The sequence below is a fragment of the Pseudomonas capeferrum genome, assembly GCF_013523055.1.
GTDB lineage: Bacteria > Pseudomonadota > Gammaproteobacteria > Pseudomonadales > Pseudomonadaceae > Aquipseudomonas > Aquipseudomonas capeferrum_A.
Genome location: NZ_JAAMQM010000004.1, coordinates 226,098 through 245,867 on the forward strand (window position 1 = coordinate 226,098; position 19,770 = coordinate 245,867).

The window sequence follows — 19,770 nt, forward strand, 5'->3', positions numbered from 1 at the left end:
GGCGAGTCCTTCGGCCTCGATCGCGGGACGAGCCCGCTCGCCACCGGCTTTTGCAAGTCACGAGTGTGAACGAACCGTGACGCCTCTGACCTACGCAGATTCGCCTGACCTACGCAGATTCGCCTGACTAACGCAGGCCCCGGTGGCGAGCGGGCTCGTCCCGCGATCGAGGCCGAAGGGCTCGCCTGGCAATACAATCGACCAAACAATCCACAGGTTCGAGGCTACGCAGAATTCGAACTCCACGAAACATCGCAACCCCCAACCGCCTCCCGACCCGGCTCAGGGTTTACAACGTGAAATCACCCTCCGCCGCCAATTCGCTCAGTGGCCGCCGCGAACTAGGCAACTCACGCGCCTGCAGCCCCTCGGCCAGGCTCGCCTTGTCGCCCAGCTTGCCAATCGCGATCATCGCATGCAGGTCATAACCCTCGGGAATCTTCAGCTCCCGGCGTGCCAAGGCCTGGTCGAAACCCGCCATCCCATGGGTATGCCAACCGCTGAGGCTGGCCTGCAGTGCCAGATGCCCCCAGGCCGAACCGGTATCGAAGGTGTGCCACAGCGCGGGAGACTCCTCACTGGCACCCGGAGCGGTGAAGGTGGTCTTGGAGAGGATCACCACCAATGCTGATGCCTGCCGGACCCAGCTGCGGTTGAATTCGTTGAGCAGGCCCAGGTAACGCTCCCAGTTCGGCGTGTCGCGGCGGGCATACAGAAATCGCCAAGGCTGGGAGTTATAGGCCGAGGGCGCCCAGCGCGCCGCTTCGAGGAAGGTCAACACGGTCTGCTCGCTGATCGGCTCCGCACTGAAGGCGCGTGGCGACCAGCGGTTGATGAATTGTTCGTTGATGGCGTACTCGGCAACGCGTGGGTTGGCGCTCATGGCTGCTCCTGCAATCGAGAAAAATGGAAGTCGCGGATCACGCTACTGCTTTGCACCGGGACTGACAAGCGGTCTGGCATTGGTGAAGGACAGGCTCTAGACTGGCGCCGCCGCGCCCAGCGGACCCGATGATACGCAGGAAGACCGTTTGATGATTGCCGATCCCATGCCGTTCTGGCGGCGCAAGACCCTCGACCAACTCGACCCGCAGGAATGGGAATCGCTGTGTGACGGCTGTGGCCTGTGCTGCCTGCAGAAGCTCGAGGATGAGGACGACAACAGCGTCTACTACACGCGCATCGCCTGCAAGCTGCTGGACATGGACACCTGCCAGTGCAGCGATTATCCCAACCGTTTCACGCACGTGCCCGATTGCATCCAGCTGACTCCCGGCAAGGCCGACCAGTTCAGGTGGTTGCCCACCACCTGCGGCTATCGTCTGGTCAGCGAGGGTAGCGACCTGCCGAGCTGGCACCCCTTGGTCAGCGGGGACCGCCAACAGGTGCACAAGCAACGTATCTCCCGGTCCGGACGCATGCTCAGTGAGACGGCCGTGGCCGAGGAAGACTGGGAAGATCATCTTATATTTCGCGCCGGCTGAGCCAGCCCGGTCCCTCGGCCGCTCGCTCAGGGGAAAGGAGTTCGTGCATGCGTCTACATCTTTTCTGGCTGACGATGCTGCTGGCCAGCTCGCCGGCCTGGGCGAAAAAAGTCGACCTGGACTACCAGGTGCGTCTGCTACCGGCCACGGGTCAGGCTGAAGTACGCCTGAGCCTGGCCGATGGCAGCGTCGTACGCAGCCTGGATTTCGACCTTGGCAAGGCAGGTCTCTACAGCGACTTCCAGACCGATGGCCAGTGGCAATTGCAGGCACGGGGCGCGCGTGGTCTCTGGCATCCAGGCCCTGGCAAGACCAGCCTCAGCTACCGTGTCCAGCTTGACCAGAAAGCGCGCGTCAGCGATGCCTTCGAGAGCCGTATGACTCCCCACTGGGCGCTGTTCCGGGGTGATCAGCTGGTTCCGCCCGGGCGCCTCGATCAGCAGGACGGCACCGAACTGGTGGCGCGGCTCGGTATCGAGCTGCCCAATGGCTGGAAGAGCATCGAGACCGCATGGCCGCGCATCGGCAAGCAGCGCTTTCGCATCGACAACGTCTCGCGGCTGTTCGACCGACCCACTGGCTGGATGCTGGCCGGGAGCGTCGGTAGCCGCCGGGCACGTCTGGGCGAGACCGATGTGACGGTGGCGGCGCCTCGGAGCCAGGGCATGCGCCGAATGGACACCCTGACCTTGTTGACATTCATCTGGCCGCACCTGCAAGCGGTATTCCCGCGCAACCCGTCAAAGTTGCTGCTGGTCGGCGCCAGGGACGAGATGTGGCGTGGGGCCCGTTCCGGTCATCAGTCGCTGTACCTGCACAGCAACCTGCCACTGGTCGGCGAGAACGGTAGCAGTGCGCTGCTCCGCGAGCTGGTCCAGCTGTTCGCCCGGATCGACAGCCGCGCAGGTAGCGACTGGCTTGGCGAGAGTCTGGCCGATTACTACGCCACCGCCCTGTTGCGCCGTGCCGGTGGCATGAGTGACGACCGCTACCAGGCGGTGCAGGAACGTCTGCTCAAGGAGGGCGCCAAGGTCACCCGCCTGCAGGGCGATATCGCCAGCGCGGCGCAGGTCGCCCGTGGCGTGCAGGTATTGCAGGCACTGGATGCGGAGATCCGCCTGCACAGTCATGGTCAACGTTCGCTGGATGATGTCACTCAGGCGCTGATGCGGCTTTCCAGTGTCAGTACCGAAGAGTTCGTGCAGATCAGTGAGAACGTGCTGGGCCGACGGTCGGAGGTCTTGCAGGACAAGCTGCTGCGATAGCGCTGGCAGGCGTTGAAGGGCAGCCTGATATTCCGTCGTCCACAAAGCAATCGGCGACAGCCCTGGCCAGGGCTGTCGCCGATTGCGTTTCACACCTGCCTCGTTACCGGACGCGCATCGATCTTGCGTCGGCTCAAGCGAGCGCCTGAGCGATGGCTTTCAAAGCTTGGGGCTGTTCAGCGAATCGTTGCCGGTGACCGTGACGGTGCGTGTCGCGACATCGGCATTGGCCTTCAACGCTGCCAAGTCCGCGGCCTTGCCTTCGATGTCCGAGCGCAGGTCATGCAGCTCGTTGCGATGACGTTGCAGCCAGGCCTTTGCCGAACAGTGGCCTTTGACGCCACGCATCAGCGCCAGGCCGCCCACCGCCACTTGCAGTATGCCGGCCAGACCGCCATGACGCAGGCCCTTGCTGATCATGAACGCGCCGCCCGCCAGGGAACTGGCGCGTTCCAAGCCATGAACGTTGTGCTCACTGGCGTCTGGCTTCGAATGGATATCGAGCATGGTAGGTCTCCTGTTGGTTGGTAGAGAGCAGACCTTCGACCCTGCGCGACTGTTCATTCTTTGTGCAGCCCAGCGGACGCACGTCGACAGAGACGCGTCACCCTGCGCGTTGTAGAGCGGATAAAGGTCCGTCAGGGCCAACGCCAGGTCTTTCCTGGCCAACTGATTCGCCTGCCGGGTGCACTCAGTTGGCCTGGCGCGAAGCTCATCCGGGATGGAGCTCAGCCACTGATGCTCTCTGTCCGATGGCCGCTTCGCCAGCCCAGAACAAATCTAAAAAGAAGAGGGGTCAGGATGACCATTGCACAGGCTGGGAATACCGGTAATCAGTTGGCTCAAGGTTTCAAGCCACGGCAGGTGACCATGCTTTCCATCGCCGGAGTCATAGGCGCGGGCCTGTTCGCCTCCGGACACGCCATCGTCGCCGCGGAACCGGCGGCGATCGTCGCCTACGCGCTGGTCGGCGCCTCGCTGATCATCCTGGCAACGGTCCTGTCGGCACGTGGCGAACCGGCGAGTGAACGGTTGGCATAAGGGAGGCGGCGGGCGGCAAGCGTGGCTTTCGGTACGAACCGCTTCACAGATGACCCGTGCGGATGCCGGATCTGTCTTGATAAGAACTGATCCGGCATCACTTGCCGTGCATCCGGACGCGCCGACCTGACTGCCAGGCCCGCTCGCCGCTGTATGCCCGCGCTTATTTCTTCAGCAGATCGCCCAATGCGGCAAACGGATTGTGCGTGGCCTTGGCGATGGTCGGACTGCTCAACGAGCCTTCGCTGAAGTACTGCTGATCGGTGTAGCGCGAGTGCTCGTTGTCATGGCAGTAAAGACACAGGAGCTCCCAGTTCGAGCCGTCCTGGGGGTTGTTGTCATGGTTGTGATCGCGATGGTGCACGGTCAACTCGCTGAGGCGCTTGCCGGAAAACTCGCGGGTGCAGCGTCCGCACACATGCGGATACATTTTCAAGGCCTTGTCGCGATAGCCCATTTCCTTGTCACGCTTGGCGTCGGCGAGGATGCGGTCGAGGCGGGCGGTGGCGGCGGCGGAGGAAGCCGAACTCATGGGATTACCTTTCTTATGGTGTGGCTGATGACGGTTGTATCTTGGAGTCTAGCGCGGCCAGGGCCATGGCGGACAGGCAAAACCATGCAAGAGCAGGTAGCCTGTAGGCAGGTTCCCGACAGGAGGCTGCTGATGTTCCATGCGATCTTCGCCGCACTGATCCTTGCTGGCCTGCCGACGGCACAGGCCGCCGGACTGCAACCACGCATCATTGCGCCGGTACCGGGTGCGCCTGGTACGGCTACGCCTACTCCTTATCCGCAGATCACGCCTACGACCCCGCCGAGGGCAGGCGACAACACGCCCGGCGCGCCACTGCTGCCACCCATCCCGCTACCGGGGCCGCCCAAGGACCAGCCTTTGCCAGGGATAGAGGCAGAACCGCCAAGAAGCCCGCCGAAAGAACCGTGAGGAGGAGGGGTTTACACACTTCCTGAGTTCAACGCGCATGCAGGAGCAATTGTCTTGCTCAACATTCAAAATGCATGCGTTCCCTGGATTGCCCCCAAGAAGTCGGACACCAATCCAACCCTTGGGGGCAGTCCACCCTGTGGGAGTGGGTTTGCCCGCGAGCACGGATGAAGCCCGTGCCATCCACCGCTTGGTCTGCTTTGCGGGTAAATCGCATCGGCGAACCGCCACTCCCACCGGGAACGCGTGCATTTCGAATGTTGAGCAAGACAGTTGCGCCTGCACGCGGGTTCGAGCCTTGCCACGAGTGATGGACGGGTGTCCAACATCCGGGGCGCACTTCAGACAGCCACAATCCAGACGATCTACACCACCCCCAACTCGTTCAGCACGAACGCATACTCCAGCGCCACGTCGCGCAACCCCTGATAGCGGCCGCTCATGCCACCATGCCCGGCACCCATTTCTGTCTTCAGCAACAGCAAGTTGTCATCGGTCTTGCGAGTGCGCAGGCGAGCGACCCACTTGGCCGCTTCCCAGTACTGCACACGGCTGTCGTTATAGCCCGCCACCACCAGCATCGCCGGATAAGCCTGGGCCTTGACGTTCTCATAGGGGGCATAGGCCTTGATTCGCTGGTACACCTCGGCCTCCTGCGGGTTGCCCCATTCGTCGTACTCGGTGACGGTCAGCGGCAGGTCGGGGTCGAGCATGGTGTTGAGCACGTCGACGAAGGGCACCTCGGCGATGGCCGCGCGGAACAGCTCCGGACGCTGGTTGAGCACCGCGCCGATCAGCAGGCCCCCGGCGCTACCGCCGCTGATCGACAACCGATCGCGAGAGGTCACGCCTTCGGCGATCAAGTGCTCGGCGCAGGCGATGAAGTCGTCGAACGTGTTCTGCTTGTGCTCTTGCTTGCCGGCGCGATACCAGGCTTCGCCGAGCTCGCCGCCACCGCGCACGTGGGCGATGGCAAAGGCCACGCCACGCTCCAGCAGGCTCAGGCGCGCATGGGAAAACCATGGATCGAGGCTTTCGCCGTAGGCGCCGTAGCCATACAGGTAGAGCGGGACAGTACGACCCAGGTCGCTGCGCCGACGTACCAGACTGATCGGTACCTGCGTGCCATCCTGCGCCGTGGCCCAGAGGCGCTGGCTGACGTAGTCGTCGGCATCGAACTCACCCAGCACGGGCGTCTGCTTGAGTACCTGCTGAGCGCCGTCGATGAGCTCGAGCTGACGAACCTGGGCAGGGCGGTTCAGGGCTTCATAGCGCAAGCGTATGCGCGTGCTGGCGAACTCCAGGCTGTCCTGCACGTACAGGCTGTAGGCGGCATCCGGCAATTCGACTCTATAGGCGGCCTGCCCCTGGGGGTGCACTTCGATGATCGGCAACCCACCTTCGCGCAGGCTCAGACTCAGGGCGCCGGCATTAAGGCTCAGGTCTTCGAGCATGATGGTCTCGCGGTGGGGCACCAGCACCTGCCACCGCTCGCGCGTGGGGACCTGATCGGAAGGAGCGTGGAACAGGGCGAAGTTGATGCCGTGCTGGTTGCTGCGGATGAACCATTGCCATTGCCCCTCCAGTTGACCATGGTCCGGGAAGTACTCGTGACCCTCCATGCGGGGAGCCAGGCACGTGAAGGCGGCATCCGGGGTTTCGGCGTCCAGCACCCACGCCTCGCTGGTGGTCTTGCTGTTGAGCAGCAGGATCAGCTGGCGCTCGGAGCTCGAGCGGTAGCAGTGCAGGAAGAAGCGTCCATCCGGCTCTTCGAAGACCTGCTCGGCCCCCGCCTGACCCAGGCGGTGGCGAAGCAGACGCCAGGGCCGGTGCGTATCGTCGAGCTGGGCGAAGAACAAGGTCTGGCTGTCATTGGCCCAGGTCATGCTGCCGTCGCAGTCTTCGAATGGCAGGCCGCTGACAACGCCTGTGGCGAGGTCCTTGATGTAGAGGGTATAGATTTCGTCGCCAGAGGTATCGAGGCTGTAGGCCAGCAGGCGATGATCGGGGCTGATGTTGAAGGCGCCCAGCGACAGGAAGCCGCCATCGGCCAGGGCATTGGGGTCGAGCAGCAGCTCTTCGTGGTGCTCGTCGACGCTATTGGAGTCGTCCGCCGGACGCGGGCAGCGATAGTGCCGCGGGTATTCGTCGCCTGCCGTGGTGCGGGTGTAGTACAGGTAAGGGCCCCAAGGCGAGGGCAGCGACAGGTCGGTTTCCAGGATGCGTCCCTTGATTTCCTCGAACAACGCTTCACGCAGGGGCGCCTGGTCGGCCAGGCAGGCTTGCTGGTAGGCATTCTCTGCCTCCAGATAGGCCATCACGTCGGGCGTGTCACGCGCCTGCAGCCAGGCATAGGGATCGGCCCCCTGATCCTGGCGGGCGAGCGGGGCGCGGGAAGCATTGGCAATGGCTGGCATGCGGGGTTCTCTCGGCTGGGGGGCGCCTGCGCGCGGAAAAGTGTTTATCATAAGCGTCTCTTCGCCTGGCTTGCACGAACACCATGACCGAGAACGACTATCTGCTGGCCTGGGGCCTTTACGCCCTGGCCGCCCTGGGTTGCCTGCTGGTGGGCTTTCGTCTGACCCGTTGGATGTGGCGCTGGCTGCGTGAGCCACTGCGCGTGGTGCTTGCCGTGTTGCTGCTGACACCGACCATCATCGACCCGCTCAAGGAAAGCTTCGCCCCGGCGGTGGCCGTCATCGCCCTGGACTTGATGTTCAAGGTCGGCAACAACGCCTTGCGCGCCGCTTCCGACCTGGCCACCTACGGGCTGATCGCCTTCGCACTGTACTTCCTGTTCGTGCTGGTGCGCTGGCCGCTTGAAAAACGCGGCCGCGAGCGCCGCGAAAAGGCCGAGGCCGCCCGCCAGGCGGCGGCACAGGAAGAGGTCGACGACCAACCCTTCGCCGCCGACCGGCGTGACCGTTACAGTGATCCCCAGCCACTGGCGCCTGCCGGCGGTCGCGTCGAGCCACGCTTGTAAGCAGGAGTCTTGTGCATGTGCGAACTGCTGGGCATGAGTGCCAACGTGCCGACCGATATCGTCTTCAGCTTCACCGGGCTCATGCAACGTGGCGGGCGTACCGGTCCGCATCGCGACGGCTGGGGCATCGGCTTCTACGAAGGACGGGGCCTGCGCCTGTTCCAGGATCCCGCAGCGAGCAGCGAATCGGAAGTGGCGAACCTGGTGCAGCGCTACCCGATCAAGAGCGAGGTGGTCATCGGCCACATCCGCCAGGCCAATGTCGGCAATGTCTGCCTGTCCAACACTCATCCATTCGTGCGCGAGCTGTGGGGCCGCAACTGGTGTTTCGCGCACAATGGCCAACTGGCCGAGCTGAACAGCTCGATCACCTTCTATCGGCCGGTGGGCGATACCGACAGCGAGGCCGCGTTCTGCGACCTGCTCAACCGCGTGCGCAGCGCGTTTCCCGAGCCCGTCGCCGTGGAACAGCTGCTGCCCGTGCTGGTCGAAGCCTGTACCGAGTATCGTGGCAAGGGCGTGTTCAACTGCCTGCTCAGCAATGGTGACTGGCTGTTCTGCTTCTGCTCGACCAAGCTGGTCCACATCACTCGGCGCGCACCGTTCGGCCCTGCGCGGCTTAAGGATTTCGACATGATCGTCGACTTCCAGGCCGAAACCACACCTAACGATGTGGTCACGGTAATCGCTACCGAGGCCCTTACCGAAAACGAGACCTGGCATCGCTATACGCCCGGTCAATGGGCCCTGTGGCGGCATGGCGAGTGCGTCGCCCAAGGGCAGAGCTGAAGCCAGGGAAGTCGCGTCATGTTGAGAAGTTATTTGCGGTTGCTGCTGTTTACCTTCGGCGTGCTGGCCGGCGTCCAGGTCCCTGGCCTAATCACTGACTACAGCCAACGGGTCGAGGCGCATCTGCTGGAATCGCGCGAGGCGCTCAAGGGCTTCCAGCAGACCGCGCAACGCTTCTTCAATGGCGACCTGCAAGCTCTGGTTCGACACTACCGCACCAGCGACGATCCGGTATTCAACAGCGATGCCAACAGCATCGAAAGCCTGCTGGTACGCAACCAGGCCTTCGAGCGCGAATGGCAGATTCTCCAGGGGCCATGGCTGAGCCGCACCTGGCATGTGCTGGTGGCCCCGGATGCTCAGCTGCGTGAAGAGACCCTCAAGGGTTACAGCTACCAGATACTCCTGTCGCCCGAAGCCGTCGCCTGGGGGCTTGGATGTGGCCTGGTACTGGCGCTGGTGGTCGAGAGCCTGCTATTGGCGATCGGTCGAATAATACTGGGCAGCCGACGCAGAGAAGTGAAGGAAAGCTGGAGATAAGTGGTCGAGGAAAGAGCGCCCTGCGCAGAAAGCGGTGCTCGACCATGCATACGCCATAGGCTCCAAGACAGGCGCTCTCATTTCGACAAGAACCGCATCCCGTCTTCCAACCCCTGCAAGGTCAATGGATACATCCGCTCCTCGACGAGTTCGCGCACCAGCTGGTTCGAAGCGGTGTAGTTCCAGGTCTCCTTCGGATATGGATTGATCCAGATGAGCTTGCGGAATTTTTCAGTGAAGCGCTGCATCCACACGTATCCGGCTTCCTCGTTCCAGTGTTCGACGCTGCCTCCCGGCTGGGTGATCTCGTAGGGCGCCATGGCGGCATCGCCGACGAACACCACCTTGTAGTCGTCGCCGTACTTGTGCAGCAGGTCGAAGGTGGAGAAGCGTTCGGATGTGCGGCGCAGGTTGTTCTTCCACACCGATTCGTAGACGAAGTTGTGGAAGTAGTAGTACTCCAGGTGCTTGAACTCGGTCTTGCAGGCGGAGAAGAGTTCTTCGCAGATCCGCACATGAGCGTCCATCGAACCGCCGATGTCGAACAGCAGCAGCAACTTGATGGTGTTGCGGCGTTCCGGTCGCATCTGGATGTTCAGCAGGCCGGCGTCACGGGCCGTCTGGTCGATGGTGCCATCGATGTCCAGTTCCTCGGCCGCACCCTCGCGGGCGAACTTGCGCAAGCGCCGCAGGGCCAGCTTGATGTTGCGCGTGCCGAGCTCGACCTGGTCGTCGAGGTTCCTGTACTCGCGCTGGTCCCAGACCTTGGCCGCCTTGCCTTGGCGCTTGCCGGCGTCGCCGACACGAATGCCTTCGGGGTTGTAGCCGCCGGAGCCGAACGGGCTGGTACCGCCCGTGCCGATCCACTTGTTGCCTCCGGCATGTCGACCTTTCTGTTCTTCCAGGCGTTGCTTGAACGCCTCGATCAACTTGTCCAGGCCGCCCAAGGATTGGATCTGCGCCCGCTCTTCATCGCTGAGCGAGCGTTCGAACTCCTTGCGCAACCACTCTTCGGGGATCAGTGCCTCGAGGTGCCGGTCGAGGTGTTCCAGGCCTTGGAAGTACGCGGAGAACGCACGGTCGAACTTGTCGAAATGACGCTCGTCCTTGACCAGGATCGCTCGCGCCAGGTAGTAGAACTCGTCCATGTCGGCGAATACCACGCGCTGCTCCAGGGCGTGAAGCAGGTCGAGCAGTTCGCGGACCGATACCGGCACCTTGGCCGCGCGCATCTCGTTGAACAGATTGAGCAGCATGGACCTCTCCCGTCAGCGGTTGCCGCGTCGGCTCATGAAGGCCAGGCGCTCGAGCAGCTGCACATCCTGCTCGTTCTTCACCAGCGCACCCGCCAGCGGCGGAATGGCCTTGGTCGGATCGCGTTCACGCAATACCGCTTCGCCGATATTGTCGGCCATCAACAGCTTGAGCCAGTCGACCAGCTCGGAGGTGGAGGGCTTCTTCTTCAGGCCCGGCACCTTGCGCACATCGAAGAACACGTCCAGCGCTTCGCTGACCAGGGTCTGCTTGATGCTGGGGAAATGCACGTCGACGATCTTCTGCAGGGTGTCGCGATCCGGGAAGGCGATGTAGTGGAAGAAGCAACGACGCAGGAACGCGTCCGGCAGCTCCTTTTCGTTGTTCGAGGTGATGATGATGATCGGGCGTTGCCTGGCCTTGATGGTCTCGTCGATCTCGTAGACGTAGAACTCCATCTTGTCGAGTTCCTGCAACAGGTCGTTGGGGAACTCGATGTCGGCCTTGTCGATCTCGTCGATCAACAGGATCACCCGCTCCTCGGCCTCGAACGCCTCCCACAGCTTGCCTTTCTTGAGGTAGTTGCGCACGTCGTGGACCTTGTCCACGCCGAGTTGCGAGTCGCGCAGGCGGCTTACGGCATCGTATTCATAAAGGCCTTGGTGCGCCTTGGTGGTGGACTTGATGTGCCAGGTGATCAAACGGGCACCGAAAGACTGCGCCAGCTGCTCGGCCAGCATGGTCTTGCCGGTTCCCGGCTCGCCCTTGACCAGCAGAGGTCGCTCCAGGGTGACTGCCGCGTTTACCGCCAGTTTCAGGTCGTCTGTCGCGACGTAATCGCGGGTGCCTTCGAACTTCATGAACCGATCCTCTGCAGTGGCCGGGCGAGCAGGGCCGCCGGCGGAAAGATTGTCTTCCGGGACTATAGCGCGCGACTTGATCGGGTGGAAACGCAGACCCGGTATTCAGTATCCGGATGGCACGTCGCTACCTGACTCAGTTCTTGTCCGGCGGTGGCTGCTCGTAGCGGGCGCTGAAGGCCTGGACGAAGCCATTGCGCAAAATCTGCAGGAAGGCCTCGAAGGCGCTGATGTCTTGCTGGTGCACGCTGCCGCTAAGCTCCACGCGGGTAGCGAACTGGTTCTTCGGCTGATTCTTGAGCACCGTCTCGCTCGCACCGACCACCGCTTCCCAAATGGAGCGGAAGAAGCCTTTGTCCTTGTTCTCGACATCCTGTTGCCAGTTGAACACGTCCACATCGCGTAGCAGGGGTTTGATGTAGCCGTTGAGCCGGCCTTTTTCCGCCTGGGCCTCGATCACCACGTCGCCGTGGCCCGCATTGAAGTCGAACTTGCCATAGGCGCTGGCGAAGTCGTTGAGGCGGCGCAACTGAATGCCGGTCGCCCGCAGGCGGAACTCGAAATCGTCGAAATCGCTGAACGGATCGAAGGTGGCATGGGTTTCGACGCGAGCATCGCCGAACAGGTTGGCGTTACCCTCGAAGCTGGCATCGCGGCGGCCTTTCTGGTCACGTACGTTGGTCAGGTTGCGAATGCTCGCCTGCAGATCGGTAGCCTTGAGGTTCACGTTCGGCTTGGAACTGAAGTTGCGGAAGGTCAGGGTGCCGTTCTCTATGCGCACTTCGTTGAGCGTGATCGGCAACAGTTTGTCGAGTTGCTGGCGCCAGTCGGTACCTTGACCGGTCTGGGAAGCCTGCTTGCTACCGCCGTCGACGAAATTGAGCTCGGGCCGCACGAAGGTCACTTCGGCGACCACCGCCTGGTCGTACCAGAGCGAATGCCAGCTGACCGAGAGGTCGATCAAGGGCACCTGCAGGAAGGGTACCGGCACCTTGCCGCTGGTCTTGACGATCTCCAGCCCATTGATCTGATAGGCGCCGCGCCACCAGGCCAGGTCGACGTCGGTGACCTGGCCGCGGTAATCACCCATGTCGGCCAGCTTGTCGTTCAGATAGTTGCGTACCAGGTACGGCAGGGCCAGGTGCAGCGCCAGCAACAGCAGGGCGAGGCTGGCGAGAGCGACCAGTGGCCAGCGATAGCGACCTTTCATCGAAGGCTCTCCAGTAGGGGTTGTCCGGTTGACCGCAAGGTGGCTCGCTGAGTTCTAACAGGCTTTACGGCCTTCCAAGGCAGGCTTACCCTTGGACCTTTCCATGCACGGTTACAAGGACTCTGCCATGAGCCGCATCTATGTTGACAACGCGCACTCCATCGGCAACACGCCGCTGGTGCAGATCAACCGCATCGCCCCTCGCGGCGTGACCATCCTGGCCAAGATCGAAGGGCGCAACCCCGGCTACTCGGTCAAGTGTCGTATCGGCGCGAGCATGATCTGGGACGCCGAAAGCACCGGCAAGCTCAAGCCTGGCATGACCATCGTCGAACCCACCTCGGGTAACACCGGAATCGGCCTGGCGTTCGTCGCCGCCGCCCGCGGCTACAAGCTGATGCTGACCATGCCCGCTTCGATGAGCATCGAGCGTCGCAAGGTCCTCAAGGCCTTGGGCGCCGAACTGGTATTGACCGAACCGACCAAAGGCATGAAGGGCGCCATCGAGAAGGCCGGCGAGATCGTCGCTTCCGCTCCCGACCAATACTACATGCCCGGTCAGTTCGACAATCCGTCCAACCCGGCCATCCACGAGAAAACCACCGGGCCGGAGATCTGGAACGACACGGACGGCGCCGTCGATGTGCTGGTCGCGGGTGTCGGCACCGGCGGTACCATCACCGGTGTGTCGCGCTACATCAAGCAGACCCAGGGCAAGGCGATCCTCTCGGTGGCGGTCGAACCCCTGGCATCGCCGTTGATCAGTCAGACCCTGGCCGGGCAGGAGCTGCAACCGAGTCCGCACAAGATCCAGGGCATCGGCGCCGGCTTCGTGCCGAAGAACCTCGATCTCTCGCTGGTCGATCAGGTCGAGACCGTGACAGACGAAGAGGCCAAGGCCATGGCCCTGCGCCTGATGCAGGAGGAGGGCATTCTCTGCGGTATTTCCTGTGGCGCGGCCATGGCCGCCGCCGTGCGCATGGCCGAGAAACCGGAGATGCAGGGCAAGACCATCGTGGTCGTCCTGCCGGATTCGGGTGAGCGCTACCTGTCGAGCATGTTGTTCGCCGACCTCTTCACCGAGCAGGAAAACCAGCAATGATCGCGCGCCGCTGATCCGGCGCAGTGCTTGGCGGCAACCTTTGTTGCACAATCCTCAACACTGCTGTCCGGTCCCGGTTGTTTTTACCGGGGCTGGATGGGTTTATCATGTCCGGCTCGGTTTCCTACCTGATCGGCAGCGATGGCCTGAACCCTTTCCAAGGAGTGTTGCATGACCTTTTCCTTTGTCGCCAAGGCAGGTGTCCTGCTGGTGTTCTTCGGCAGCGTGCTGTACGTGCATCTGCGCGGCAAGGCGCGCCTGCCGGTGCTGCGCCAGTTCGTCAACCATTCGGCGTTGTTCGCTCCCTACAACAGCCTGATGTACCTGTTCTCGGGCGTGCCTTCCAAGCCGTACCTGGACCGTAGTCGCTTCCCTGAACTGGACGTGCTCAAGGACAATTGGCAGGAAATTCGCGAGGAGGCCATGCGCCTGTTCGACGAAGGCTATATTCGCGCCGCCGAAAAGGACAATGACGCTGGCTTCGGGTCCTTCTTCAAGAAAGGCTGGAAGCGCTTCTACCTCAAGTGGTACGACAAGCCACTGCCCTCGGCCGAGGCGCTGTGCCCGCGAACCGTCGAACTGGTCAGTGGCATTCCCAGCGTCAAGGGCGCGATGTTCGCCCTGTTGCCCGGGGGCAGCCATCTCAACCCGCACCGCGACCCTTTCGCCGGGTCCTTGCGTTATCACCTGGGGCTGTCGACGCCGAACTCCGACGACTGCCGCATTTACGTCGATGGCGAACCTTATGCATGGCGCGACGGTCAGGACGTGATGTTCGACGAAACCTTCGTGCATTGGGTCAAGAACGAGACCGACGTCACCCGCGTGATCCTCTTCTGCGACATCGAACGGCCGCTCAGCAGCCCGTTCATGACCCGCGTCAACCGCAAGGTCAGCGCTTTCCTCGGCCGCGCGACGGCGCCGCAGAACACCGATGACGAGCGTGTGGGCGGCATCAACCAGGCGTACGCGTGGAGCAAGCGCTTCAGCAATGTCATCAGTGGTCGGGTGAAGCGGTTCAAGCGTGCCAACCCCAAGGCTTACCGAATATTGCGGCCGGTGCTGGCGATCGTGGTGGCGTACCTGGTGTACCGCTGGCTGTTCTGAGTCCTGCGTGGTGCGAGTGCTGCGGCTTCGATCGCAAGCGGTGCGGCGCCTCGGCAAACCAGCTCCTGCGCACAGCCTCAAGGGCGCATGCTAGTAGATCACCGCGCGAGCTGAAATCGCACACTTGCTCCGCACGCTCTCAGCGGCTTGCGGGGCGCAGCACGAGCCAGAGTGCCACGGCGATCAGCATCCCTCCGTACACATGCGCCATGGACAACGGCTCGTCCAGCAGCCAAGCGCCCCACAGCACGCCGAAGACCGGAATGAGGAAGGTCACGGTACTGGCCTTGATCGGCCCGATCTCGGTCAGCAGGCGGAAGTACAGGATGTAGGCGAAAGCCGTGCATACCAGGCCCAGCCCCAGCAGTGACAACCACACAGACCAGCCGCCCCAGTTGGCCGGTGGCTGGGTGATCACGCTCCAGGCGAACAGCGGCACCAGCATCAACGTGGCGCCCAGCATGCTGCCCAGGGCCGACAGGCGGCTGTCCAGACCACCGATCCAGCGCCGTGCGAGAAAGCCGGCCAAACCGTAGCAGGTCGTCGCCGCGAGGCAGGACAGCGCGCCCTGCAACAAGGCCATGTCGAATGCCACGGGCCCGGCGCCGCTGAGAATGCCGACGCCGAGCAGGCCGAGGAAGATACCGCCCAGCTTGGCCGCGGTCATGGGTTCACGGAAGCACAGCGCGCCGATCAGTACGCCCATCAGCGGAGTGGTGGCGTTGAAGATGGCCGAATAGCCAGCCGGCAGCACCTGTGCCGCCACGGAGTAAAAGGTTGCCGGGATGCCCGAGTTGATCATGCCCAGCACCAGGCATGCGCCGAGCTTGCCGTTGAAGTCCCAGCGCACCCGCATCGCCCCAAGGATCAGGATCAGGCCCAGGCAGGCGATCGCCACACGCAAAAAGGCCGTCGGCACGGTACCGAGCACCGGCGCGATGATACGCATGAACAGGAAGCTGGCGCCCCATACGGCGGCAAGGGTCAGCAGGCGGGTCAGGGCAATGGCGCTCACGCGGGTCTCCGGCAGATAGGCAGGGGCGCGAGTGTACGCGAGGGGGTGGGGTGATTCTTGTCCTTTCTTGCGGTGTGATGCCAGGGGCCTGGGTATAAGGTAACTGCGGCTTAATGCGTGAGATGGATATCTTGCGTTGCCAGGCGAGCCCTTCGGCCTCGATCGCGGGACCAGCCCGCTCGCCACCAAAGGCTGTATCGCCCAAGATACCGGTGGCGAGCGGGCTTGCCCCGCGATCGAGGCCGAAGGGCTCGCCTGGCAATGCAGACCGTCAAATCCTCAGGATAGGAGTGGGTAAACCGGCTCAATACCGGTAAACCTCCAACCTGTTTTCCCTCACCCCCCAAGGCACTTCAATTCACTGAAATTCGCCCGCACCTTGGCCAGGCGACCTTCGAGGAATTGCCGTTGCGCTGGCGTGCTCGCCTTCATCAGATCGACAATCAGCCCACGGGTCTGCTGCTCGGCATTCTGGAAGGCGATGCGGTATTCCGGTGTCCACAAACTTTCCTTCTGTTGCAGCAATTGCGCCAGCCGCGGCTCGAAGGTGTCGCTCTTGCGCTGTTCCACTATCTGGCTCAACTGTTGCTGCCAATGGGCACGGTTGGCAATCCACTGGCGATTCTGCTCGCCCAGTGCCTCGGACCAGGCCTTCACCCGCTGGCGCTGGGCAGGCTCCAGGTCGCCGAGCCAAGGCTTGAGACGTTTCTCCATCCGTTCGGCGCGGCGTTCGATCTGCTCGGCCAACGGCGTGTCCACGTACTTGGCCTGCCGCTCGCGAATGTCCTTGCCGAACGCTTCGCGCATTTCGCTGACCTGCTCGTCGCTCATGCCACGCAGCAACTCGGCGGCGGACGGGGTGATCGTCTCGGCCACGCGGCCAATGGCTTGCCGCGCCTCGATGCTCCGCTGTCGCAGCTGCTGATCGGTGATGTCGTTACGCGCGACCATCCGGCGGATCTGATCCAGCCAGTCGAGATAACCCGGTAGCTGTGTCTGGCAATGCCAGGCCAGATGCTCCTTGAGCCGTTCGTCGAGCCAGGATTTCTGCTGCCGGTTCATGTCCAGGTAATCGCCCAGGGACCACGGTACCAGGACGTCCAGATTGCGATAGGCCACGTCGATACGGCTGCAGGACACCAGTGCCAGAACCAAGGCGAGGGTCAGCAGCAACGGGCGCAGGGCTTTGGTCAGGCAGTCAGGCATGAGCGAATCCTTGCTGAGGGCGTGCCAGAATGTAGACGCAAGGCCCATGCGCCGGTTCCCTGCGGATCATGCAGCCAGCTCCACGGGCGGTCGGTGCCGGTTGTCTCAGCGATTGAGGCGAGTGGCGAACTGTTCTACCGCGCTGACCACCTTCTGCGCGCCGTCTTGAATTTCCACGATCACCGAGCCCGCCTGGTTCGCCAGGTCAAGCCCGTTCTCGGCCTGGCGGCGTCCGGTGCCGATCACCGCCACCGCATCCGAGGCCAGGCGCTGGTTCTGCTGCACCACCCCAGCGATTTCAGCCGTCGCCTGGGTGGTACGGAAAGCCAGCTGCCGCACTTCGTCGGCCACCACGGCAAAGCCGCGGCCTTGCTCGCCGGCACGGGCAGCCTCGATCGCCGCGTTCAGGGCCAGCAGATTGGTCTGTTCCGCGATGCCGCTGATGGTCTTGATAATGGTGCCGATGACTTGGCTCTGCTTATCCAGCGCTTCGATCCCCTCGACCGCGTCCTGCATATGGCGCGCAAGATCACGCATTACCGCGACAGTCTGCTGTACCACATCCGCGCCCCGCTGCGCGGTACTGTCAGTGAGCACCGAGGTGGAATAGGCGACGGTCGCGGCCTCGGCCACGGCGATCTCCTGGTTGACCTGATCAGTAATGACAGTGGCGAACTTGACCACTTTCACCAACCGTTCACGAGTGTCGAAAACCGGGTTATAGGAGGCCTCCAGCCAAACGGTGCGGCCTGAGGCATCCAGGCGTTTGAAGCGGCTGGCGATGAATTCGCCGCGACGTAGTCGCTCCCAGAATTCCCGGTATTGCGGCGAGCCGGACTCCTCTTGCGTACAGAACTGGCGGTGGTGCTTGCCCCTGATCTGGTCGAGACGAAGACCCATCGCTTCGAGAAAACGGTCGTTGGCAGTGAGCACGTGCCCCTGAAGATCGAATTCGATCACCGCCGTGGAACGCATCAGGGCCTTGATCAGGGCCTCCTGCTCGCGCGAGGTCTCGATGGTGCGGGTGAGGTCGCTGGCGTAGACCACAAACGATGCCACGGTGTTGTCCGCGGTGCGGATCGGATGCAGAAGCACCCGTAACCACGCCTCCTTGCCATCCTTGCGCAGGATACGTAGCGCGCCACTGAAGTTGTCGCCCGTCCGTAGCGATGCCCAGATGCGGCGGTGAAAGTCGTCATGACGCACGTCGTCCGGCACCAGATCGGCCAGTGGTCGACCTTGCAGATCGCTGACGCGGTGCAGCATTTCTCGCTCGAAGTTGGCATTGACGTGTTCGATACGGCCAGCGGCGTCGAGCCGCATGACCAGCATGTCCTCATCCAGTCCTTGGCGGATTTGCGCGCTCGAGGCGAGTTCATTACGAAGGAAAGCCAGTTCAGCCTTGTTCTGTTTGTTGAAAAGCATATCGCGCACCTGGACGGAGGCAGGAAGGAGGGTGACCAATGCATCGGCAAAAAACTTATACACGGTAGTAAAATTTGTACAAGCCTGACGAGTGGCACGATGCTACTGCGGGCGGTGAGCGGGAAGCCAGCCATTCGCCTCTATTGCAGCCATAGACAGGGGCAGTGCCGATGATCGGACGAACACGCCTGGACCCTTGTCTCACAGCGTTGTGTGGAAAAGGCGTGCGAGGCCAAGGCCGTCAGGGCTACGTTGGCGATTGAGGCTTTGACACCGGGAGCGGTATGTCTGGAAAATAGCCACCTTGTCTCGAGGAACTGCGGAAATGGCTCTCATTGGGCGTTACAACACTTTGCAAATCGTGAAGCATACGGACTTCGGTCTGTACCTGGATGGTGGCGCCGATGGCGAGATCCTCCTGCCCAAGCGGTACATCCCCAAGGATTCGCCGAGCGAGGTCGAGGACTGGCTCAACGTCTTCATCTACCTTGACAGCGAGGATCAGCTGATCGCCACCACTGAGCGGCCCAAGCTGCAGGTCGGCGAATTCGCCAGTCTCAAGGTCAAGGACATCAACAACACGGGTATCTTCCTCGACTGGGGCCTGCCCAAGGACCTGCTCATGCCCTACTCGGAAGAGCAGCAGCCGCTGAAGATCGGTGACTATTGCGTGGTGCATGCCTACCTGGACAAGCGCACCCGGCGGATCACTGCAACCGCGCGCCTCGACCGCTATCTGGACAAGACCCCGGCCAACTACAAGCCGGGTCAGTCCGTGGAACTGCTGGTCGCCGGGCAGACGCCCATGGGCTTCAAGGCGATCATCGAAAATCGCCATTGGGGGCTGATCCACAAGAACGAGGTCTTCAAGTTCCTGCGCTCCGGCATGCGCGAGCAGGGCTTCATCAAGGAAGTGCGCGGTGACGGCAAGGTTGCCCTGAGCCTGCAGCCGGTGGGACAGGCCCTGGCGGGCGAGCTGCCCGAGCAGATCATGGCGCGCCTGGAGGAGGCGGGTGGCATGCTCGAGGTCTGCGACAAGAGCGATCCGCAAGTCATCACGCGGATGTTCGGCGTCAGCAAGGGCAACTTCAAGAAGGCAATCGGCGCCCTGTTCAAACAGGGAAGGATCGTCATCCATGACGACCGTATCGAACGGGCCTGATCAGACCTGCAGAAAGCTGTTGAAATCCAGTTGATCGCCGCCGGGGCGCGTGTCACGCAGCAGTGAGTCGCGGTCGGCGCTCAGGGCCAGGCTGATGGTCGAGCGACGCTTGCCAGGGTTGCGTACTTCCATGCGCTCCTGGTGGGCGCGCAGGAAGTTGACCGGCACCTTCAGGTGCTGCAGCTCGTCGGTCTCCGGAGTATGCAGCAGCAGGTTGACCCAATCCGGCTGCCCCTTGTGCAGCAGCGCCACCGGCACTTCGAACCACCACAGGTTGCGCTTGGTATCGAGAATGGCGAACAGGGTGTTGTCGCGGTCCAGCACCGGCCGGGGCAGCGCTTCGTTGCGGCGGGCGATGGCCGAGGGTTTGTCGAGTTTCATGCA

20 protein-coding genes and 2 pseudogenes are annotated in these 19,770 nt (G+C 62.5%); 10 read left to right on the forward strand and 12 right to left on the reverse strand.

The window, feature by feature from the left end:
- Positions 1-289 precede the first annotated feature (289 nt).
- On the reverse strand, positions 290-883 hold the full coding sequence (locus G7009_RS06680) for a nitroreductase family protein (protein ID WP_181129123.1): 594 nt from the start codon (positions 881-883) through the stop codon (positions 290-292).
- Positions 884-1,034: 151 nt separating this feature from the next.
- Here G7009_RS06680 and G7009_RS06685 point away from each other — a divergent pair, with 151 nt between their 5' ends.
- Together G7009_RS06685 and G7009_RS06690 are read left to right on the forward strand one after the other, a co-directional pair.
- Positions 1,035-1,484: a YcgN family cysteine cluster protein gene (locus G7009_RS06685; RefSeq protein ID WP_181129124.1), complete on the forward strand. Its 450-nt coding sequence runs from the start codon at positions 1,035-1,037 to the stop codon at positions 1,482-1,484.
- A 47-nt stretch (positions 1,485-1,531) separates the two neighbouring features.
- Entirely contained in the window at positions 1,532-2,749 is a 1,218-nt protein-coding gene (locus G7009_RS06690) for a hypothetical protein (protein WP_181129125.1), read from the forward strand.
- A gap of 159 nt (positions 2,750-2,908) precedes the next feature.
- On the opposite strand, the gene G7009_RS06695 is transcribed toward G7009_RS06690, so the two are convergent.
- Complete coding sequence (locus tag G7009_RS06695; protein ID WP_181129126.1) at positions 2,909-3,256, reverse strand: YgaP family membrane protein; 348 nt, start codon at positions 3,254-3,256, stop codon at positions 2,909-2,911.
- 294 nt (positions 3,257-3,550) lie between these two features.
- Between G7009_RS06695 and G7009_RS06700 the strand changes: the two are divergent.
- Positions 3,551-3,751: pseudogene (locus G7009_RS06700) on the forward strand (GABA permease); the annotation flags it as partial.
- 202 nt (positions 3,752-3,953) lie between these two features.
- Here G7009_RS06700 and G7009_RS06705 read toward each other — a convergent pair.
- Entirely contained in the window at positions 3,954-4,322 is a 369-nt protein-coding gene (locus G7009_RS06705) for a YajD family HNH nuclease (RefSeq protein ID WP_181129127.1), read from the reverse strand.
- A 132-nt stretch (positions 4,323-4,454) separates the two neighbouring features.
- Between G7009_RS06705 and G7009_RS06710 the strand changes: the two genes are divergently transcribed.
- Positions 4,455-4,733 carry a hypothetical protein gene (locus tag G7009_RS06710; protein ID WP_181129128.1) on the forward strand — a complete coding sequence of 93 codons (279 nt, stop codon included), beginning with the start codon at positions 4,455-4,457 and terminating at the stop codon, positions 4,731-4,733.
- 365 nt (positions 4,734-5,098) lie between these two features.
- On the opposite strand, the gene G7009_RS06715 is transcribed toward G7009_RS06710, so the two are convergent.
- On the reverse strand, positions 5,099-7,150 hold the full coding sequence (locus G7009_RS06715) for a S9 family peptidase (protein WP_181129129.1): 2,052 nt from the start codon (positions 7,148-7,150) through the stop codon (positions 5,099-5,101).
- A gap of 83 nt (positions 7,151-7,233) precedes the next feature.
- Here G7009_RS06715 and G7009_RS06720 point away from each other — a divergent pair, with 83 nt between their 5' ends.
- The 3 genes from G7009_RS06720 to G7009_RS06730 are packed head-to-tail and all read left to right on the forward strand — an operon-like array spanning position 7,234 to position 9,045.
- The gene (locus G7009_RS06720) at positions 7,234-7,716 is read left to right on the forward strand and encodes an MFS transporter (protein WP_181129130.1); all 483 of its coding nucleotides are present in this window, start codon (positions 7,234-7,236) and stop codon (positions 7,714-7,716) included.
- Between the two features lie 15 nt (positions 7,717-7,731).
- Complete coding sequence (locus G7009_RS06725) at positions 7,732-8,505, forward strand: class II glutamine amidotransferase (RefSeq protein ID WP_181129131.1); 774 nt, start codon at positions 7,732-7,734, stop codon at positions 8,503-8,505.
- 18 nt (positions 8,506-8,523) lie between these two features.
- A complete protein-coding gene (locus G7009_RS06730; RefSeq protein ID WP_181129132.1) occupies positions 8,524-9,045 on the forward strand; it encodes a DUF2937 family protein in 522 nt (173 codons plus the stop codon).
- A 77-nt stretch (positions 9,046-9,122) separates the two neighbouring features.
- Here G7009_RS06730 and G7009_RS06735 read toward each other — a convergent pair whose 3' ends face one another.
- From G7009_RS06735 to G7009_RS06745, 3 genes are all read right to left on the reverse strand, one after another.
- Positions 9,123-10,301, reverse strand: a complete 1,179-nt coding sequence (locus G7009_RS06735; RefSeq protein WP_181129133.1) for a vWA domain-containing protein — start codon at positions 10,299-10,301, stop codon at positions 9,123-9,125.
- 12 nt (positions 10,302-10,313) lie between these two features.
- A complete protein-coding gene (locus tag G7009_RS06740) occupies positions 10,314-11,159 on the reverse strand; it encodes an AAA family ATPase (protein ID WP_181129134.1) in 846 nt (281 codons plus the stop codon).
- 136 nt (positions 11,160-11,295) lie between these two features.
- Positions 11,296-12,369 carry a DUF748 domain-containing protein gene (locus G7009_RS06745; protein WP_181129135.1) on the reverse strand — a complete coding sequence of 358 codons (1,074 nt, stop codon included), beginning with the start codon at positions 12,367-12,369 and terminating at the stop codon, positions 11,296-11,298.
- A gap of 127 nt (positions 12,370-12,496) precedes the next feature.
- Between G7009_RS06745 and cysK the strand changes: the two genes are divergently transcribed.
- Positions 12,497-13,471, forward strand: a complete 975-nt coding sequence (gene cysK, locus G7009_RS06750; protein ID WP_181129136.1) for a cysteine synthase A — start codon at positions 12,497-12,499, stop codon at positions 13,469-13,471.
- Between the two features lie 171 nt (positions 13,472-13,642).
- A complete protein-coding gene (locus G7009_RS06755; protein ID WP_181129137.1) occupies positions 13,643-14,578 on the forward strand; it encodes an aspartyl/asparaginyl beta-hydroxylase domain-containing protein in 936 nt (311 codons plus the stop codon).
- Between the two features lie 139 nt (positions 14,579-14,717).
- On the opposite strand, the gene G7009_RS06760 is transcribed toward G7009_RS06755, so the two are convergent.
- The 4 genes and pseudogenes from G7009_RS06760 to G7009_RS28175 all read right to left on the reverse strand — a co-directional run.
- Positions 14,718-15,593, reverse strand: coding sequence for a DMT family transporter (locus G7009_RS06760; protein ID WP_181129138.1), 876 nt, complete (start codon positions 15,591-15,593; stop codon positions 14,718-14,720).
- Between the two features lie 336 nt (positions 15,594-15,929).
- Entirely contained in the window at positions 15,930-16,799 is an 870-nt protein-coding gene (locus G7009_RS06765) for a DUF6279 family lipoprotein (RefSeq protein ID WP_181129139.1), read from the reverse strand.
- A gap of 105 nt (positions 16,800-16,904) precedes the next feature.
- Positions 16,905-17,336, reverse strand: a complete 432-nt coding sequence (locus G7009_RS28170) for a methyl-accepting chemotaxis protein (protein WP_375139542.1) — start codon at positions 17,334-17,336, stop codon at positions 16,905-16,907.
- Positions 17,337-17,450: 114 nt separating this feature from the next.
- Positions 17,451-18,224: pseudogene (locus G7009_RS28175) on the reverse strand (PAS domain-containing protein); the annotation flags it as partial.
- A 325-nt stretch (positions 18,225-18,549) separates the two neighbouring features.
- Between G7009_RS28175 and G7009_RS06775 the strand changes: the two are divergent.
- Complete coding sequence (locus G7009_RS06775) at positions 18,550-19,386, forward strand: CvfB family protein (protein WP_181129141.1); 837 nt, start codon at positions 18,550-18,552, stop codon at positions 19,384-19,386.
- Here the strand turns inward: G7009_RS06775 and G7009_RS06780 are convergent, their stop codons facing one another.
- Positions 19,387-19,767, reverse strand: a complete 381-nt coding sequence (locus G7009_RS06780; protein ID WP_181129142.1) for a hypothetical protein — start codon at positions 19,765-19,767, stop codon at positions 19,387-19,389.
- Between the last annotated feature and the right edge of the window lie 3 nt (positions 19,768-19,770).

Excerpts from the sequence above, each read along its gene's own strand:
- G7009_RS06725 (WP_181129131.1), top strand. The coding sequence starts at position 7,732 with ATGTGCGAACTGCTGGGCATGAGTGCCAACGTGCCGACCGATATCGTC.
- G7009_RS06775 (WP_181129141.1), top strand. The coding sequence starts at position 18,550 with ATGGCTCTCATTGGGCGTTACAACACTTTGCAAATCGTGAAGCATACG.
- G7009_RS06735 (WP_181129133.1), bottom strand. The coding sequence starts at position 10,301 with ATGCTGCTCAATCTGTTCAACGAGATGCGCGCGGCCAAGGTGCCGGTA.
- G7009_RS06690 (WP_181129125.1), top strand. The coding sequence starts at position 1,532 with ATGCGTCTACATCTTTTCTGGCTGACGATGCTGCTGGCCAGCTCGCCG.
- G7009_RS06695 (WP_181129126.1), bottom strand. The coding sequence starts at position 3,256 with ATGCTCGATATCCATTCGAAGCCAGACGCCAGTGAGCACAACGTTCAT.
- G7009_RS06680 (WP_181129123.1), bottom strand. The coding sequence starts at position 883 with ATGAGCGCCAACCCACGCGTTGCCGAGTACGCCATCAACGAACAATTC.
- G7009_RS06685 (WP_181129124.1), top strand. The coding sequence starts at position 1,035 with ATGATTGCCGATCCCATGCCGTTCTGGCGGCGCAAGACCCTCGACCAA.
- G7009_RS06780 (WP_181129142.1), bottom strand. The coding sequence starts at position 19,767 with ATGAAACTCGACAAACCCTCGGCCATCGCCCGCCGCAACGAAGCGCTG.
- G7009_RS06755 (WP_181129137.1), top strand. The coding sequence starts at position 13,643 with ATGACCTTTTCCTTTGTCGCCAAGGCAGGTGTCCTGCTGGTGTTCTTC.
- G7009_RS06745 (WP_181129135.1), bottom strand. The coding sequence starts at position 12,369 with ATGAAAGGTCGCTATCGCTGGCCACTGGTCGCTCTCGCCAGCCTCGCC.
- G7009_RS06740 (WP_181129134.1), bottom strand. The coding sequence starts at position 11,159 with ATGAAGTTCGAAGGCACCCGCGATTACGTCGCGACAGACGACCTGAAA.
- G7009_RS06730 (WP_181129132.1), top strand. The coding sequence starts at position 8,524 with ATGTTGAGAAGTTATTTGCGGTTGCTGCTGTTTACCTTCGGCGTGCTG.
- G7009_RS06710 (WP_181129128.1), top strand. The coding sequence starts at position 4,455 with ATGTTCCATGCGATCTTCGCCGCACTGATCCTTGCTGGCCTGCCGACG.
- G7009_RS06705 (WP_181129127.1), bottom strand. The coding sequence starts at position 4,322 with ATGAGTTCGGCTTCCTCCGCCGCCGCCACCGCCCGCCTCGACCGCATC.
- cysK (WP_181129136.1), top strand. The coding sequence starts at position 12,497 with ATGAGCCGCATCTATGTTGACAACGCGCACTCCATCGGCAACACGCCG.
- G7009_RS28170 (WP_375139542.1), bottom strand. The coding sequence starts at position 17,336 with ATGCGTGATCTTGCGCGCCATATGCAGGACGCGGTCGAGGGGATCGAA.
- G7009_RS06715 (WP_181129129.1), bottom strand. The coding sequence starts at position 7,150 with ATGCCAGCCATTGCCAATGCTTCCCGCGCCCCGCTCGCCCGCCAGGAT.
- G7009_RS06720 (WP_181129130.1), top strand. The coding sequence starts at position 7,234 with ATGACCGAGAACGACTATCTGCTGGCCTGGGGCCTTTACGCCCTGGCC.
- G7009_RS06765 (WP_181129139.1), bottom strand. The coding sequence starts at position 16,799 with ATGCCTGACTGCCTGACCAAAGCCCTGCGCCCGTTGCTGCTGACCCTC.